We start from the raw sequence: 15,496 nt of genomic DNA on the forward strand, positions 1-15,496 counted from the left end.
CCCGGTAGTCCTTTTTGTGTAACGCCTGTTGATTGATATGGCGCGCCCAGGTGCTGGGCGCGTTTAAGACTGCTTGGAGGTCGAATTGGACAAGAACATGAAAATCCTCATCGTTGATGACTTCTCAACGATGCGGCGGATCATAAAAAACCTGTTGCGTGACCTTGGGTTCACTAACACGGTCGAGGCGGATGACGGCATTACGGCGATTCCGATCCTCAACAGCGGGAGCATCGACTTTCTGGTAACAGACTGGAACATGCCGGGCATGACCGGTATCGATCTGCTGCGCCACGTGCGCGCTGATGAAAAACTGCGCAGCCTGCCTGTGCTGATGGTGACCGCTGAAGCCAAGCGTGAACAGATCATCGAAGCCGCCCAAGCCGGGGTTAACGGCTACGTGGTCAAGCCATTCACTGCACTGGCCTTGAAAGAGAAGATCGAAAAGATCTTCGAACGCATCGGTCATTGATGCTGCCACGGGGGAGCTATGGAGCATAAAGAATCATCGCAGGCCGACTTTGAGTCGACCCTGAAAAAACATGCTCACCAACTTGTCGAAAGCCTTGAAAAAGGCCATTTCGGTGACGCGGTGCAGTTGATCCATGAGCTCAACCAGACCCGTGACCGCGGCCTGTACCAGGAAGTGGGCAAGCTCACGCGTGAGTTGCACAGTGCGATTGTCAATTTTCAGATTGACCCGCACATGCCCCAGGCCGAAGAAATCTCGCAGATCACGGATGCCACCGAACGCCTGTCCTATGTGGTCAGGCTGACTGAGGCGGCGGCCAACCGCACCATGGACCTGGTGGAAAACGCCACGCCTCTGGTCAACGGTATGGCCAGTGAAGCCAAGGCCCTGAGCACTGACTGGGGCCGGTTCATGCGTCGGGAAGTGGGCGCTGAAGAGTTTCGTGAACTGGCGCGTCGGGTTGAAGGCTTTTTGTCCCGCAGCGAGCAGGAAAACCGTACGGTTTCCAGCAACCTGAATGACATTCTGCTGGCCCAGGACTACCAGGATCTCACCGGTCAGGTGATCAAACGCGTGACCCAACTGGTCACCGAAGTGGAGAGCAACCTGCTCAAACTGGTGTTGATGGCGGGTCAAGTTGACCGGTTTGCCGGCATCGAACATGACCGCGAAGCGATCCTTTCTGAAAAAGATCCACAAAAACACCTCGCCAAGGGTGAAGGTCCGCAGATTCATGCCGATAAACGTGAAGACGTTGTATCCGGGCAAGACGACGTAGACGATTTGCTGTCCAGTTTAGGCTTCTAAGGAGCACACCCATGAGCTTCGGCGCCGATGAAGAAATCCTTCAGGATTTCCTTGTAGAGGCCGGCGAAATTTTAGAGCAACTGTCGGAACAACTGGTCGAGCTGGAAAGCCGACCGGATGATGCGAACCTGCTCAATGCAATTTTTCGCGGTTTTCACACTGTAAAAGGGGGCGCCGGCTTCCTCCAGCTCCACGAGCTGGTGGAGTGCTGTCACATCGCCGAGAACGTGTTCGACATCCTGCGCAAGGGTGAGCGACACGTCGACTCGGAACTGATGGACGTGATCCTGGAAGCGCTGGACGCGGTCAACGGCATGTTCAGTGAAGTGCGCGAACGTGCACCGATCACGGCCGCCACTCCGGAACTGCTGGCCGCCCTGGCGCGCCTGGCGGAACCTGCGGCCAATGCGCCGGTGGTCGAAGCGGTGGCTGAGCCTGTCGCCGAGCCCGCGGGCGACGTGACCGACAGCGAATTTGAACAACTGCTGGACTCGCTGAACGCCGTCAAGGCCGAAGCCGAGGCTCCGGCGGCCAGTACGCCGGCCATGGTGCCGACCACTGAAGACATCACCGACGCCGAGTTCGAGTCATTGCTCGACCAGTTGCACGGCAAGGGCCAGTTTGCCCCGGACGCGGTGGCCGCAGCGCCAGCGCCTACGGAAGCCGCGGCGCCTGCCAGCAACGAAATCACCGACGACGAATTTGAAGCGCTGCTGGACCAGTTGCATGGCAAAGGCTCGTTTGCTGCCGATGCACTGCCGGAAGTCGCCGCGACCGCCGCAACCGCTGCCACCCCTGCAGCACCCGCTGCTGCTGCTGCCGCTGCACCGGCTGCCGATGGACTGATCTCCGATCACGAATTCGAAGCCCTGCTGGATGAACTGCACGGCAAGGGCAAGTTCACCGAAGTGGTCGGCGCTGCTGCACCGGCTGCTACAGCTGCCGCTGCGGTGGCAACGCCAGCCCCGGTGGCCGCCAAGGCCGCTGCGCCAGTGGCTGCCAAACCTGCACCGGCCCCAGCACCTGCGCGTGCCGCTGCTGCTCCGGCCGCAGACAAGCAACCGGCCAGTGAAGCCGAAACCACCGTGCGGGTTGATACCGCGCGCCTGGACGACATCATGAACATGGTCGGCGAACTGGTGCTGGTGCGTAACCGCCTGGTGCGCCTGGGCCTGAACAGCGGCGATGAGGCCATGCAAAAGGCCGTGTCGAACCTCGACGTGGTCACCGCCGACCTGCAAACCGCTGTCATGAAGACCCGGATGCAGCCGATCAAGAAAGTCTTCGGCCGCTTCCCGCGTCTGGTTCGCGACCTGGCACGCCAGCTCAAGAAAGAGATCAACCTGGAACTGGTGGGTGAAGAAACCGACCTCGACAAAAACCTTGTCGAGGCCCTGGCCGACCCGCTGGTCCACTTGGTGCGCAACGCAGTCGACCACGGCATCGAGTCCCCGGAAGAACGTGAAGCCTCGGGCAAGAACCGCCTGGGCAAAGTGATCCTGGCGGCCGAACAGGAAGGCGACCATATCCTGCTGTCGATCACCGATGACGGCAAAGGCATGGACCCGAATATCCTGCGGGGCATCGCGGTCAAGCGCGGTGTGATGGACAAGGACGCCGCCGACCGTCTCACCGACACCGAGTGCTACAACCTGATCTTCGCCCCGGGCTTCTCCACCAAGACCGAGATTTCCGACGTGTCGGGCCGTGGCGTGGGCATGGACGTGGTGAAGACCAAGATCAGCCAGCTCAACGGCTCGATCAACATCTACTCGACCAAGGGCCAGGGCTCGAAGATCGTCATCAAGGTGCCGTTGACCCTGGCGATCATGCCGACCCTGATGGTGATGCTGGGCAACCAGGCGTTTGCCTTCCCGCTGGTCAACGTCAACGAAATCTTCCACCTCGACCTGTCGCGCACCAACGTGGTGGACGGCCAGGAAGTGGTGATCGTGCGCGACAAGGCGCTGCCACTGTTCTACCTCAAGCGCTGGCTGGTGGCTTCGGCCAAGCATGAAGAGCAGCGCGAAGGCCATGTGGTGATTCTTTCCGTGGGCACCCAGCGTATCGGCTTTGTGGTCGATCAACTGGTGGGCCAGGAGGAAGTGGTCATCAAGCCTTTGGGCAAAATGCTGCAGGGAACCCCGGGCATGTCGGGTGCGACCATTACCGGTGACGGTCGGATCGCGCTGATTCTGGATGTTCCGAGCATGCTCAAGCGTTACGCCGCACGGCGTATTTGATTCGGCCCGGGCAGGGCGGTTGTCCCTCGCCCGGCCTAACGGAGTGTTTATGGTAGTCAAGGTCCTGGTGGTGGACGATTCAGGTTTCTTCCGCCGCCGCGTCTCGGAAATTCTTTCATCGGATTCCAATATCCAGGTGGTCGGCACGGCCACCAACGGCAAAGAGGCGATCGATCAGGCCATGGCCCTCAAGCCAGACGTGATCACCATGGACTACGAGATGCCGATGATGGACGGCATCACGGCGGTGCGGCACATCATGCAGCGCTGCCCGACTCCGGTGTTGATGTTCTCCTCGCTGACCCACGAAGGCGCCCGGGTCACCCTGGATGCGCTGGACGCCGGCGCGGTGGACTTCCTGCCGAAAAATTTCGAAGACATCTCGCGCAATCCCGAGAAGGTCAAGCAGATGCTCTGCGAGAAGGTGCACAGCATCTCCCGCAGTAACCGTCGCAGCCTGTTCAGTGCGCCGGCACCGGCACCTGTTACACCGCCACCGGCCGCCCCGAGCACCTTTGGTCGCCCGGCGCCTGCGCCGGTTGCGCGCCCGGCCGCTGCGCCTGTGCGTACGGCTGCGCCCACCGCGCATTCGCCAGCACCCAAGCGCAAAGCCTACAAGCTGGTGGCCATCGGTACCTCCACCGGCGGCCCGGTTGCCTTGCAGCGGGTGTTGACCCAGTTGCCGGCCAACTTCCCGGCGCCGATCGTGTTGATCCAGCACATGCCGGCCGCGTTCACCAAGGCCTTCGCCGAGCGCCTGGACAAGCTGTGCCGCATCAGCGTCAAGGAAGCCGAGGATGGCGACATCCTGCGCCCGGGCCTCGCGCTGCTGGCCCCTGGCGGCAAGCAGATGATGGTCGATGGCCGTGGTGCGATCAAAATCCTGCCGGGTGACGAGCGCCTGAACTACAAACCGTGTGTGGATATCACCTTCGGTTCAGCGGCCAAGTCCTACGGCGACAAAGTTCTGGCGGTGGTGTTGACCGGCATGGGCGCCGACGGCCGCGAAGGCGCACGCCTGCTCAAGCAGGGCGGCAGCGCGATCTGGGCCCAGGATGAAGCCAGCTGCGTGATCTATGGCATGCCCATGGCCATCGTCAAAGCCGACCTGGCCGACGCCGTCTACAGCCTCGACGACATCGGCAAGCACCTGGTGGAGGCCTGCCTGTAATGGATGTATTGAGCCTGATTGGCATCATCATGGCGTTTGTCGCGATTATCGGCGGCAACTACCTCGAAGGCGGCCACCTGGGTGCCCTGGCCAACGGCCCGGCAGCGTTGATTGTGATCGGCGGCACCGTGGGCGCAGCCCTGCTGCAGTCGCCCATGAGTTCGTTCAAACGCGCGATGCAGATCCTGATCTGGATCATCTTCCCGCCACGTGTCGACTTGCCGGGCGGCATCGACCGGGTGGTCAACTGGAGCCTCACGGCGCGCAAGGAAGGCCTGCTGGGCCTGGAAGGCGTGGCCGATGCCGAGCCCGACAGCTACGCGCGCAAAGGCTTGCAATTGCTGGTGGACGGCGCCGAGCCGGAAGCGATTCGCAGCATCCTGGAAGTGGATTTCTACACCCAGGAAAGCCGCGACATCAACGCCGCCAAAGTCTTTGAAAGCATGGGCGGCTACGCGCCGACCATCGGCATCATCGGTGCGGTGATGGGCTTGATCCACGTGATGGGCAACCTGGCCGATCCGTCGCAACTGGGCAGCGGGATCGCCGTGGCGTTCGTCGCCACCATCTACGGCGTGGCCAGTGCCAACCTGGTGTTGTTGCCGGTGGCCAGCAAGCTCAAGTCGATCGCCATGCGCCAGTCGCGTTATCGCGAGATGTTGCTGGAAGGCATCCTCTCGATTGCCGAGGGTGAAAACCCGCGCTCCATCGAATTGAAGCTCCAGGGCTTCATGGATTGATGTACATGAACCGTGTAGGAGCGAGCTTGCTCGCGAAAATCGTCAACGATACCGCGGGCTTCCTGGAGGAACGCGTTGCTCTTGGGTTTTTCGCGAGCAAGCTCGCTCCTACAGTTGATTTGTTTTGCGGAGGTAATCGCCTGTGAGCCGTCGCCGCCGCGAGCCTGAAGAACACGTCAACCATGAACGCTGGCTGGTGTCCTACGCCGACTTCATTACGCTGTTGTTCGCGTTTTTTGTGGTGATGTACTCCATTTCCTCGATCAACGAAGGCAAGTACAAAGTCATTTCCCAGGCGCTGATCGGCGTGTTCAACGACGCTGACCGCGCCCTCAAGCCGATTCCCATCGGCGAAGAACGCCCCAAGACCGTGACCCCGGCCAAGCCGCTGGTCAACGACAGCGATGAAACCGCCGCCGGTATCGGTGGCACCAGTGACCCGCTGAAAAGCATCGCCGATAACATCAGTGCAGCCTTTGGCGACCTGATCAGCTCCAACCAGATGACCGTGCGCGGCAATGAGTTGTGGGTGGAAATCGAGCTGAATTCCAGCCTGCTGTTCGCCAGCGCCGATGCGATGCCCAGCGACCAGGCGTTCACCATCATCGACAAGGTGGCGGCGATCCTGAAGCCGTTTGAAAACCCGGTCCACGTTGAAGGGTTCACCGATAACCTGCCGATCAGCACGGCGCAGTATCCGACCAACTGGGAGCTGTCTTCGGCCCGCGCGGCGAGTATTGTGCGGATGCTGGCGATGCAGGGTGTGAACCCCGGGCGCCTGGCGTCGGTGGGGTATGGCGAGTTCCAGCCGGTGGCCAATAACGCCACGGCGGAAGGCCGTGCCCGTAACCGTCGGGTGGTGCTGGTGGTGTCGCGCAACCTGGATGTGCGCCGCAGCCTGACCGGTACCGGCACCGCCAATGCAACACCGGATGCCGCGTTGAAGCGGGCTGGCACACAAACTGCACCAGCGCCCGTAAAGGCGCCGGTTCGCGGGAGTGCCGTCAATTCTCCGTCACCGGCTCTATAACCCTATGCCATTTCTCGGTCGAGCCTGTGCCTGCCGGGAGGAACAATCCGAATGAGAGTCTGGGCAGTTGCCAATCAAAAGGGTGGTGTCGGTAAAACCACCACGTCCATCGCCTTGGCCGGCTTGCTGGCCGAGGCCGGCAAGCGTGTGGTCGTGGTCGACCTGGACCCCCACGGCTCCATGACCAGCTATTTCGGCTACGACCCGGATGCCCTGGAGCACAGTTGCTACGACCTGTTCCTGCACAAGGGCAGTGTGCCGGCGGATTTGCCGGGCCAGCTGATGCTGCCTACCAGCAATGAAAAGATCTCGTTGCTGCCGTCGAGCACCGCCCTGGCCACCCTTGAGCGCCAGTCGCCGGGGCAGAGCGGCCTGGGCCTGGTGATTGCCAAGACCCTGGCGCAGCTCTGGCAGGACTTCGACTACGCGATCATCGACAGCCCGCCGTTGCTGGGTGTGCTGATGGTCAACGCCCTGGCCGCCAGCCAACAGCTGGTGATTCCGGTGCAGACCGAGCACCTGGCCGTCAAAGGCCTGGAACGCATGGTCAGCACCCTGGCGATGATCAACCGCTCGCGCAAACAGGCGTTGCCGTTCAGCATCGTGCCGACCCTGTTTGACCGCCGTACCCAGGCGTCTCTCGGCACCTTGCGGGTATTGCGCGACGCTTATCCAGACACTATCTGGCAAGGCTACATCCCGGTGGACACGCGCCTGCGGGATGCGAGCCGGGCAGGGCTGACGCCTTCGCAATTCGACGGCAAGAGCCGTGGCGTGCTGGCGTATCGGGCGTTGCTCAAGCACCTGTTGTCCCAGCAACTTGTGGCGCAGGTGGCGTGATGATCATTGTAGGAGCCTGGCTTGCCAGCGATGCAGACGCCGCAGTTTTCGCGACAAAACCGGCTCTCGATTCAAGTCCGGACACTTACAGGCCGATAACCTTTGAGTACAGGGTTGGTGGGGCTTGCGCGTGGGCATACAGATGAACCGTCCCGTTGATTTCAAGACCCGGCCGCAACTGGCGCTGGAGTCCTACCTGGACGCCTTGCTCCAGGAAGCGACCGAGGAAATGCCGGAGCCGATTCTGATCCTCGATGAAGTCATCGAGCCAACACCCGCGGCCCTGGACGAGTTTCAACTGGCGGTCCTGGAAGAGCAGGCCCGTGATGCGTTGGTGGTTCCCGTAGCGGTGCCGGAACCGGTGGCTGTGCCGGAGCCAGTTGCGCCTGTGGTGATCGCGCCGGTGGTTGAGGTTCACCTCCCGCCGAGCATTACCCCGCCGCCGGTACAGGGCGATGGTCGGCCGGCGTGGGCCGCCGAGCCGTTCGAATGTTTGCTGTTCGACGTCGCCGGGCTGACCCTGGCGGTGCCGCTGGTGTGCCTGGGCTCGATCTACTCCCTGGAAGGCCAGGAGTTGACGCCGCTGTTCGGCCAGCCGGAATGGTTCCTCGGGATCCTGCCGAGCCAGCAGGGCAACTTGAAGGTATTGGACACCGCGCGTTGGGTGATGCCCGACCGCTATCGGGATGATTTCCGCCAGGGCCTGCAATACGTTATTTCGGTCCAGGGCTACGAGTGGGGGCTGGCAGTGCATCAGGTCAGTCGCTCATTGCGCCTGGACCCGAACGAAATCAAATGGCGCAGCCACCGGGGCCAGCGGCCATGGCTGGCGGGCACTGTGATCGAACACATGTGCGCATTGCTGGACGTCGCCGAACTGGCGGAGTTGATTGCCAGCGGCGCGGTAAAAGCGATGCCGCTCAACAAACGCACTTGATAACAAGCAGCAGCGCTACGGCGCTGCCCAAGAACACACACCGTAACCAACGGTATTTGAAGGGGTCTGGAGTATGAACAAGTCAGTGTCCGCACAAGGTCTGGTGGATGATCCAATCCTGCAATGGGTCACCTTCAAGCTGGACAACGAGTCCTACGGCATCAACGTGATGCGCGTGCAGGAAGTGCTGCGCTACACCGAAATCGCTCCGGTGCCGGGTGCCCCAAGCTACGTGCTGGGCATCATCAACCTGCGCGGCAACGTGGTGACCGTGATCGACACTCGCCAGCGTTTTGGCCTGGTGCCGACCGAAGTCAACGACAACACCCGCATCGTGATCATCGAAGCCGACAAGCAAGTGGTCGGGATCATGGTCGACAGCGTGGCGGAAGTGGTTTACCTGCGCCAATCTGAAGTCGAGACCGCGCCGAACGTCGGCAACGAAGAGTCGGCCAAGTTCATCCAGGGTGTCTGCAACAAGAACGGCGAGCTGCTGATTCTGGTTGAGCTGGACAAGATGATGAGCGAAGAAGAATGGCAGGATCTGGAGAATATCTGATTGTTCCTTGAGGTAGCGGTGATCGTCCTGGCCATCTTGTGGGCCGGGACCTTGGGCTTCCTGCTGCGCTACGTGCGCCAGCAACGGGAATTGGCCATGCAACAGGCCGAGCGCGACGCCGTGCGCGACCGGCGCATCCTGGAACTGGTCAAGCGCGTCGACCACTTCCAGCAGAGCGCGGTGCGTGTAGGGGATGAAGTGCACGAGTTGCGTTCGGTGCTGGCGCCGTTGCCGGACAAGCTGTCGGCACTGGAGCAGCGTGACCCGTCGAGCCTGTCATTCGCCCAGGCGGCGAAGCTGGTGGGCATGGGCGCAACGGTGGATGAGTTGACCCAGTCCTGTGGGTTGACCCAGGCTGAAGCGCAGTTGATGAGCCGGTTGCACAAGGACAGTTGACGGCTACGAGCGGCAAGCGGGTTGGCTTGCCGCTTATAGCTGGTGCCGGTTGCTCAGCCATTCGGCCATGGTCGAGTCTTCGAGCGCATATTCACCACGGTTGGCTTTCCAGACCAACTCCTTCTCCCGCAGTACTTCCAGCGCTTTCTGAACGTTTGGCGTGCTCGCATTCGGCTCGACCTGGGCCTGCTCCAGCTTGCGGTTCACATCCTGGAAGGTTTTTTCCGCAAACGGCGAGAACGCTTGCTTGCTCAGGGTTCGTTCGCCCATCACTTCCAGCACCGCTTGTTGCAAGGGTGACAGGTCGTTGTAGGCGCTCTCGTAGTCACTCCAGATTCCGGCCTGGTGATTGAGTGCTCCGGTCCTCAGCAACTCGCCAAGGTTGCTGGCCTCGCCAAGACCCACGCTCACTTCGGTCAACAGTTTGTTGAGCATTTCCGGGCGACGGCCGACGAGCTGGAACGCGTAGTCCATATCCTCAAGGTTGAACTGGTTGGTCGCGGCCAGGCGCTGATTCCACAGGTCCGTCACGAACTCCACAAAGTCGCGGCTCAGCAACGGGAATGGCGTGATGTGGGCGCCGAAAAACGGTTGTTTGCTCTTGAGGACCAGGTTGGCCAGTTTGTCCCGGCTGGACCCGGTGAATACCAGGCGCAGGCCATCTGTGGTGCTGCTGCCGTTGAGATGGTCTCGTGCAGCCTTGAGGGCGAACATTGCGTTCACGCCACCCTCGCTGTTGAGGGCGTGCTGGGCTTCGTCGACGATCAGCACGATCATTTGCCCCGAGACCTGATGCAGCACGTCCAGCGCATGGGTAAGCGTGGTGCCGGCGGGCAATTGAGGCTTGGTGAAATCCCAACTCAAGGTGCGCAGCAGGCTGATCTTCTCGATACCAGCTTTCTTGGCCGCCTTGCTCACCGCGCTTTCGAACTCGCCCAGGGCTTTGCCGATGGCACCGGAGATCAGCTCGGCGGGGTCGATTTCGCGGTTCATCCAGAGGTCCACGTACACCGGCAGCCAGCCTCGGGCCTTGCATTCGGGAATGAGGTCGTTGCGCAGGAACGTACTCTTGCCCGTACGACGAGGGGCCGCGAGGAACATCCCGGAGCTGTAATCGGCAAATGACTCGCCCGCCAAATCACGGGCGAGCGCTTCGGCGAGTAGCTTTCGACTGAGGATCGGGCGGGTAGGGCTCATGGGTTTTATCCTGAACTATCGAGTTCGGGATAATCTATACCTTGAAAGATATAATTGCTATACACCACCCGCTGCAACTGATCATTCCCACGCTCTGGGTGGGAATGCATCCCGTGACGCTCCGCGTCACCACCGCGCAAGACTTGAACGTTGCAGCGCCAGTTGGACGCGGAGCGTCCTAGGCGGCGTTCCCACGCAGAGCGTGGGAACGATCAGCCCGCGCCCACTTTAATAATCGTCGCCTCTTTCCGTCACATCCCGCTCCACCGGCCCTGCATCCGGGTCATATCCCACCGGGAACTTGCCCTTCAACGTCCAGGCAAACGCGATGATTTCGGCGACGGTGCGGTACAGCTCTTCCGGGATGCTATCGCCCAACTCCATGCGCGCCAGTAATTTGACCAGTTCGGCATTTTCGTAGATCGGCACTTCGTTTTCCCGGGCCAGCTTGAGGATGGCTTCGGCCAGGGCGTCGTCGCCCTTGGCTGTCAGGGTCGGTGCTTGTTGCCCGTCGTATTTGAGGGCAATGGCCTGGCGCGGTGGGTTGGGGTTTTTCATGCGGTTTCATCCACCCAGCGTTGTTCCAGTCCGGTTTTCGGGCCGCGCGGCGGGGTGCCGAGGTGGCAGTCCAGGTCGCCGACGTTGAGCCCCGACGACACCAGGCGCTCGCGCAGGCTGCCCAAGTGGCTTTCGATCAGGCTGGCGGTGAACGGACGGGTCGCCCACAGCTGGCTCGACAGTTTGCCCTGGCTCAGTTGCGCCTGGACCTGCAACGGGCCCAGGGGCTCCATGTCGAGGGCCATCTCCACGCGCCAGAGCATTTGCTTGGGGTCCTTGGTGTCCTTGCGTTCCGGCTGATCCTTGTCGGGGGCGGGTTCTTCACGCTGGAACTTGACCTGCAACGGCACGATGTCCTGCAAGGTACGCATCGGGATTTCCAACTGCCAGGTGGTCAAGAGCTTGCCATCGGCGGTGGTGCCGGTTTGTTCCAGGCTCGACAGCTGATGGCTTTGCAAGCGGGAAATCGCGCCGGCGGCCAGGCGCAGCAGGTTTTCCAGGTCGCTCTCACCTTCCAGGCGTTGCATCAGCCGATCCGGCAGCGGAAAGCCTGCGGGCGCTTGGCGGGCGCCGACCTGGCCGAGGGTGCCCAACGGGCTGCGCACGAAGCTGGGCAACAGTTGCGCCAGGGTGTTGGACGCCAGGATCGCATTGAGATTGGTGTTGGCGGGCAGGGCCGGCAGCAGGTCGGCGACGAAGCGCAGCAGGGCGCCTTTCATGTCCAGCGGCGGTATCTGCGGGTTTTGCCCGGCGAGCAGCTTGGCTTCGAGGAATGTGCCGCTGTTCTGGATCAGCTGCGCCAGTACCTTCGGATTACTGGCTTGGGCCAGGTCGGGCAGGCTCGCCAGCAATCGCTCGGCGGCGGCACGCAAATCGACCGAGGTGCTGTCGCTGCTGGTCGCCGGCAGGCTTTGCAGCGCGGTGAACACCACGTCCAGCGAACCCTGGCGGCTTTGTTGGGTGGAGAGTTGCTGGGCCACGACCAGTTGGTCCTGGCGCCCGCTCAGAGGTACAAAGCTCAAGGTCTGGGCACTTTGCACCACGGCGCTGAGCAGGCTGCCGATGCGCAGCGGCTGCGGGCTTTCGACGGTCAGGGTCGCGCCGCTGAGGACGTTATTGAGCACCGACACCAGCGAGCGATACACCACCGGCTGGTTGGCGCCCTGGGGCAGCGCCTGGGTGGTCAACACCTTGCCTTGCAGCAGCGTGCCCACCGGCAATTGGGCGGTGTCGATGCGTGTCAGCGCGGCCACGCTGGAACTCAACGCCTGCTGAAGGCTGATGGACAAGTTGCCCGACGACGTCTGGCTGACTTCCACCTGGGCGCCCAACGGCAGCGGCTGGCTGCTGCTGGCCTGCACCAGGGTTTGCCGGCCGCCTTCCAGGGTCAGCTTGAGCAGCAACTGAAAGGCATCGCCGCCTTGTTTCAGCGCCAGCACCTCGGCATTCACGGTTTTTCCGGGGTCAATCAGGCCGGTCTGCGGCTCCAGCAGTTTCAGCAACTCCCCCGTCGCAGGCGCGGGCGCAGGCCCGGCCGGCAGCGTCGGGGGAAGCGTGGGAAGATTGATCTCACCGGTCATCGTGCGCGCCGTCTCAAGGGAAATTGCCCTCTTTAGAGTAGGGCATCACATGTATAATGCCGCCCGTCTTCAAAGAGAGCGTTAAAAACAACACAACTGATTGATCCAGCTCTCTAAAAACGGTCGCCAAAGCAGTTAATGTGCATCTCTTTAACGGCCGTTCCACCGCCGACTTGAACCGTAAAGGCCCGCGATCTCTTGACCAGCCCTCTTCTAGAAGCCGTAGCGCTCGCCTGTGAACGTGACCTGCGGATGCTGTTCGAACACCTCGAACTGCGTCTGGCGGGCGGCGACATGGTGCAGGTCAGCGGCCCCAACGGCAGCGGCAAGACCAGCCTGTTGCGCCTGCTGGCCGGCCTGATGCAGCCGACGGCGGGGGAAGTGCGGCTCAATGGCAAACCATTGCACGAGCAACGCACCGAGCTGGCGCGCAACCTGATCTGGATCGGCCACGCGGCCGGGATCAAGGATGTGCTCACCGCCGAAGAAAACCTCAGCTGGCTCAGCGCCCTGCATCATCCCGCAAGCCGCGAGGCGATCTGGCAGGCCCTCGCCGCCGTTGGCCTGAAAGGTTTCGAAGACGTTCCCTGCCACACCCTGTCCGCCGGCCAGCAGCGCCGCGTGGCGCTGGCCCGTTTGTATCTGGACGGCCCGCCGTTGTGGATTCTCGACGAACCTTTCACCGCCCTCGACAAACAAGGCGTCGCCCAGCTGGAAGAACACCTGGCCGCGCACTGCGAGCAGGGCGGCATGGTGGTTCTGACCACCCACCACACGTTGACGCGCATGCCCGCCGGTTACCGCGACCTGGACCTGGGCCGGTGGGCGGTATGAGTGTTTTTGCCCTGTTGGTCGCCCGCGAAGCGCGGTTACTCTGTCGCCGTCCGGCCGAACTGGCCAACCCGCTGGTGTTCTTCGCAATTGTGATCGCGCTGTTCCCGTTGGCGGTGGGCCCCGAGACTAAACTGTTGCAAACCTTGTCTCCGGGACTGGTCTGGGTGGCGGCGCTTTTGTCGGTCCTGCTCTCGCTGGACGGGCTGTTTCGCAGTGATTTTGAAGATGGTTCCCTTGAGCAGTGGGTCCTTTCGTCGCACCCCCTGCCACTTCTGGTATTGGCCAAGGTACTGGCACACTGGGTGTTTTCCGGCCTGGCGCTGGTATTGCTCGCGCCGTTGCTGGCGATGATGCTGGGATTGCCCACCGAGTGCCTGCCGGTGTTGCTCCTTTCCTTGTTGCTTGGCACGCCGGTACTCAGTCTACTGGGCGCCGTGGGTGCGGCGCTGACGGTCGGTTTGAAACGCGGCGGCCTGTTGTTGGCCCTGCTGATTTTGCCTTTGTATATCCCGGTGTTGATCCTGGGCAGCGGTGCTTTGCAAGCCGCGCTCCAGGGCATGCCGGCGACCGGTTACCTCCTGTGGCTTGGCAGCCTGGCCGCCCTGGCGGTAACCCTGACACCCTTTGCTATAGCGGCTGGCCTGAAGATCAGCGTCGGCGAATAATGAGGTCTGGTTAAGCGATAGAACCTTAACCAGTAAAGACCCTAAGCTTCTCGCAACGACGGGAAGCAACCGTGATGGAAACAGCATGAACTGGACCTGGTTTCACAAGCTCGGCTCGCCCAAATGGTTTTACGGCATCAGTGGCAAACTGCTGCCGTGGTTGAGCATCGCCGCGGTATTGCTGATCGGCATCGGCCTGGTCTGGGGCCTGGCCTTCGCGCCGCCGGACTATCAGCAAGGCAACAGCTTTCGCATCATCTACATCCACGTGCCTGCCGCGATGCTGGCCCAGTCCTGCTACGTGATGCTGGCGGTGTGCGGCATCGTCGGCCTGGTGTGGAAGATGAAGCTGGCGGACGTCGCCCTGCAATGCGCCGCGCCCATCGGTGCCTGGATGACCGCCGTGGCGCTGGTCACCGGCGCGATCTGGGGCAAGCCGACCTGGGGTTCGTGGTGGGTCTGGGACGCGCGCCTCACCTCGATGCTGATCCTGCTGTTCCTGTATTTCGGCCTGATCGCCCTGGGCAACGCCATCAGCAACCGCGACAGCGCCGCCAAGGCCTGCGCGGTGCTGGCGATTGTCGGTGTGATCAACATCCCGATCATCAAATACTCGGTGGAGTGGTGGAACACCCTGCACCAGGGCGCCACCTTCACCCTCACCGAAAAGCCGGCAATGCCCGTGGAAATGTGGGCGCCGCTGCTGCTGATGGTGCTGGGGTTCTACTGCTTCTTTGGCGCCGTGCTGCTGCTGCGCATGCGCCTCGAAGTGCTCAAGCGTGAAGCCCGCACCAGTTGGGTCAAGGCCGAAGTGCAAAACAGCCTGGGAGCCCGTGGATGAGCTTCAACTCTTTCAGTGATTTTCTCGCCATGGGCCATCACGCCCTGTATGTCTGGACGGCCTATGGCATCTGCCTGGCGGTGCTGGCCCTCAACGTCGCCGCGCCGATCCTGGCCCGCAAGCGTTACCTGCAACAAGAGGCGCGTCGTTTGCGCCGGGAGACCGAAAAGTGAATCCGCTGCGTAGAAAGCGTCTGTTGATCATCCTGGCCATCATGGCCGGTGTCGGCATTGCCGTGACCCTGGCCCTGAGCGCCCTGCGGGAGAACATCAACCTGTTCTACACCCCGACCCAGATCGCCAACGGCGAAGCGCCGCTGGACACGCGAATCCGCGCCGGTGGCATGGTCGAGAAGGGCTCGCTGCAACGTTCCGGCGACTCCCTGGACGTGAAATTCATCGTCACCGACTTCAACAAATCCGTGACCATCACCTACCGCGGCATCCTCCCGGACCTGTTCCGCGAAGGGCAGGGCATCGTCGCCCTCGGCAAGCTCAACGCCGACGGCGTGGTAGTGGCCGACGAAGTGCTGGCCAAGCACGATGAAAAATACATGCCGCCGGAAGTCACCAAGGCCCTCAAAGACAGCGGCCAATCCGCCCCGACCCCCGCCAAGGAGGGCTAAG

General features: G+C 61.9%; 18 protein-coding genes. 15 read left to right on the forward strand and 3 right to left on the reverse strand.

Annotation, left to right across the window (positions count from 1 at the left end; all coding sequences use genetic code 11):
* Positions 1 to 97 precede the first annotated feature (97 nt).
* From ACUN0G_RS21955 to ACUN0G_RS22000, 10 genes are all read left to right on the forward strand, one after another.
* Positions 98 to 472 (forward strand): chemotaxis response regulator CheY, encoded by a 375-nt coding sequence (locus ACUN0G_RS21955; protein WP_005790040.1) that lies wholly within the window; start codon positions 98 to 100, stop codon positions 470 to 472.
* An 18-nt stretch (positions 473 to 490) separates the two neighbouring features.
* A complete protein-coding gene (locus tag ACUN0G_RS21960) occupies positions 491 to 1,279 on the forward strand; it encodes a protein phosphatase CheZ (protein WP_017477471.1) in 789 nt (262 codons plus the stop codon).
* 11 nt (positions 1,280 to 1,290) lie between these two features.
* Positions 1,291 to 3,522, forward strand: coding sequence for a chemotaxis protein CheA (locus ACUN0G_RS21965; RefSeq protein WP_445574259.1), 2,232 nt, complete (start codon positions 1,291 to 1,293; stop codon positions 3,520 to 3,522).
* Between the two features lie 49 nt (positions 3,523 to 3,571).
* On the forward strand, positions 3,572 to 4,693 hold the full coding sequence (locus ACUN0G_RS21970; RefSeq protein ID WP_258347150.1) for a protein-glutamate methylesterase/protein-glutamine glutaminase: 1,122 nt from the start codon (positions 3,572 to 3,574) through the stop codon (positions 4,691 to 4,693).
* The gene (locus ACUN0G_RS21975) at positions 4,693 to 5,433 is read left to right on the forward strand and encodes a flagellar motor protein (protein ID WP_010166125.1); all 741 of its coding nucleotides are present in this window, start codon (positions 4,693 to 4,695) and stop codon (positions 5,431 to 5,433) included. The genes ACUN0G_RS21970 and ACUN0G_RS21975 overlap by 1 nt, the downstream gene beginning before the upstream one ends.
* A 142-nt stretch (positions 5,434 to 5,575) precedes the next feature.
* A complete protein-coding gene (gene motD / locus ACUN0G_RS21980) occupies positions 5,576 to 6,463 on the forward strand; it encodes a flagellar motor protein MotD (RefSeq protein ID WP_003210644.1) in 888 nt (295 codons plus the stop codon).
* 51 nt (positions 6,464 to 6,514) lie between these two features.
* Entirely contained in the window at positions 6,515 to 7,303 is a 789-nt protein-coding gene (locus ACUN0G_RS21985) for a ParA family protein (RefSeq protein WP_076015165.1), read from the forward strand.
* 142 nt (positions 7,304 to 7,445) lie between these two features.
* A complete protein-coding gene (locus tag ACUN0G_RS21990; RefSeq protein ID WP_258347149.1) occupies positions 7,446 to 8,240 on the forward strand; it encodes a CheW domain-containing protein in 795 nt (264 codons plus the stop codon).
* Positions 8,241 to 8,313: 73 nt separating this feature from the next.
* Positions 8,314 to 8,799 carry a chemotaxis protein CheW gene (locus tag ACUN0G_RS21995; RefSeq protein WP_003210641.1) on the forward strand — a complete coding sequence of 162 codons (486 nt, stop codon included), beginning with the start codon at positions 8,314 to 8,316 and terminating at the stop codon, positions 8,797 to 8,799.
* Positions 8,800 to 9,195, forward strand: coding sequence for a DUF2802 domain-containing protein (locus ACUN0G_RS22000; RefSeq protein ID WP_076015167.1), 396 nt, complete (start codon positions 8,800 to 8,802; stop codon positions 9,193 to 9,195). It abuts the gene before it with no gap.
* A gap of 33 nt (positions 9,196 to 9,228) precedes the next feature.
* Here the strand turns inward: ACUN0G_RS22000 and ACUN0G_RS22005 are convergent, their stop codons facing one another.
* The 3 genes from ACUN0G_RS22005 to fliK all read right to left on the reverse strand — a co-directional run bounded on the left by ACUN0G_RS22005 (position 9,229) and on the right by fliK (position 12,530).
* Entirely contained in the window at positions 9,229 to 10,392 is a 1,164-nt protein-coding gene (locus ACUN0G_RS22005; RefSeq protein WP_258347148.1) for a hypothetical protein, read from the reverse strand.
* Positions 10,393 to 10,620: 228 nt separating this feature from the next.
* On the reverse strand, positions 10,621 to 10,950 hold the full coding sequence (locus tag ACUN0G_RS22010) for an EscU/YscU/HrcU family type III secretion system export apparatus switch protein (protein WP_003210638.1): 330 nt from the start codon (positions 10,948 to 10,950) through the stop codon (positions 10,621 to 10,623).
* Positions 10,947 to 12,530, reverse strand: a complete 1,584-nt coding sequence (gene fliK, locus ACUN0G_RS22015) for a flagellar hook-length control protein FliK (RefSeq protein ID WP_445574260.1) — start codon at positions 12,528 to 12,530, stop codon at positions 10,947 to 10,949. Before fliK ends, ACUN0G_RS22010 begins: the two co-directional genes overlap by 4 nt.
* Before the next feature lie 252 nt (positions 12,531 to 12,782).
* Here fliK and ccmA point away from each other — a divergent pair, with 252 nt between their 5' ends.
* From ccmA to ccmE, 5 genes are all read left to right on the forward strand, one after another.
* Positions 12,783 to 13,364: a cytochrome c biogenesis heme-transporting ATPase CcmA gene (ccmA, locus tag ACUN0G_RS22020; RefSeq protein ID WP_003210636.1), complete on the forward strand. Its 582-nt coding sequence runs from the start codon at positions 12,783 to 12,785 to the stop codon at positions 13,362 to 13,364.
* Positions 13,361 to 14,029, forward strand: coding sequence for a heme exporter protein CcmB (gene ccmB / locus ACUN0G_RS22025; protein ID WP_093207517.1), 669 nt, complete (start codon positions 13,361 to 13,363; stop codon positions 14,027 to 14,029). Before ccmA ends, ccmB begins: the two co-directional genes overlap by 4 nt.
* Positions 14,030 to 14,114: 85 nt before the next feature.
* Positions 14,115 to 14,870: a heme ABC transporter permease gene (locus ACUN0G_RS22030; protein WP_003210634.1), complete on the forward strand. Its 756-nt coding sequence runs from the start codon at positions 14,115 to 14,117 to the stop codon at positions 14,868 to 14,870.
* Complete coding sequence (ccmD, locus tag ACUN0G_RS22035; protein WP_008434788.1) at positions 14,867 to 15,043, forward strand: heme exporter protein CcmD; 177 nt, start codon at positions 14,867 to 14,869, stop codon at positions 15,041 to 15,043. The genes ACUN0G_RS22030 and ccmD overlap by 4 nt, the downstream gene beginning before the upstream one ends.
* The gene (ccmE, locus tag ACUN0G_RS22040) at positions 15,040 to 15,495 is read left to right on the forward strand and encodes a cytochrome c maturation protein CcmE (RefSeq protein WP_008434786.1); all 456 of its coding nucleotides are present in this window, start codon (positions 15,040 to 15,042) and stop codon (positions 15,493 to 15,495) included. The genes ccmD and ccmE overlap by 4 nt, the downstream gene beginning before the upstream one ends.
* Position 15,496: the final 1 nt, after the last annotated feature.

It is taken from the genome of Pseudomonas sp. 32A, from assembly GCF_052682255.1.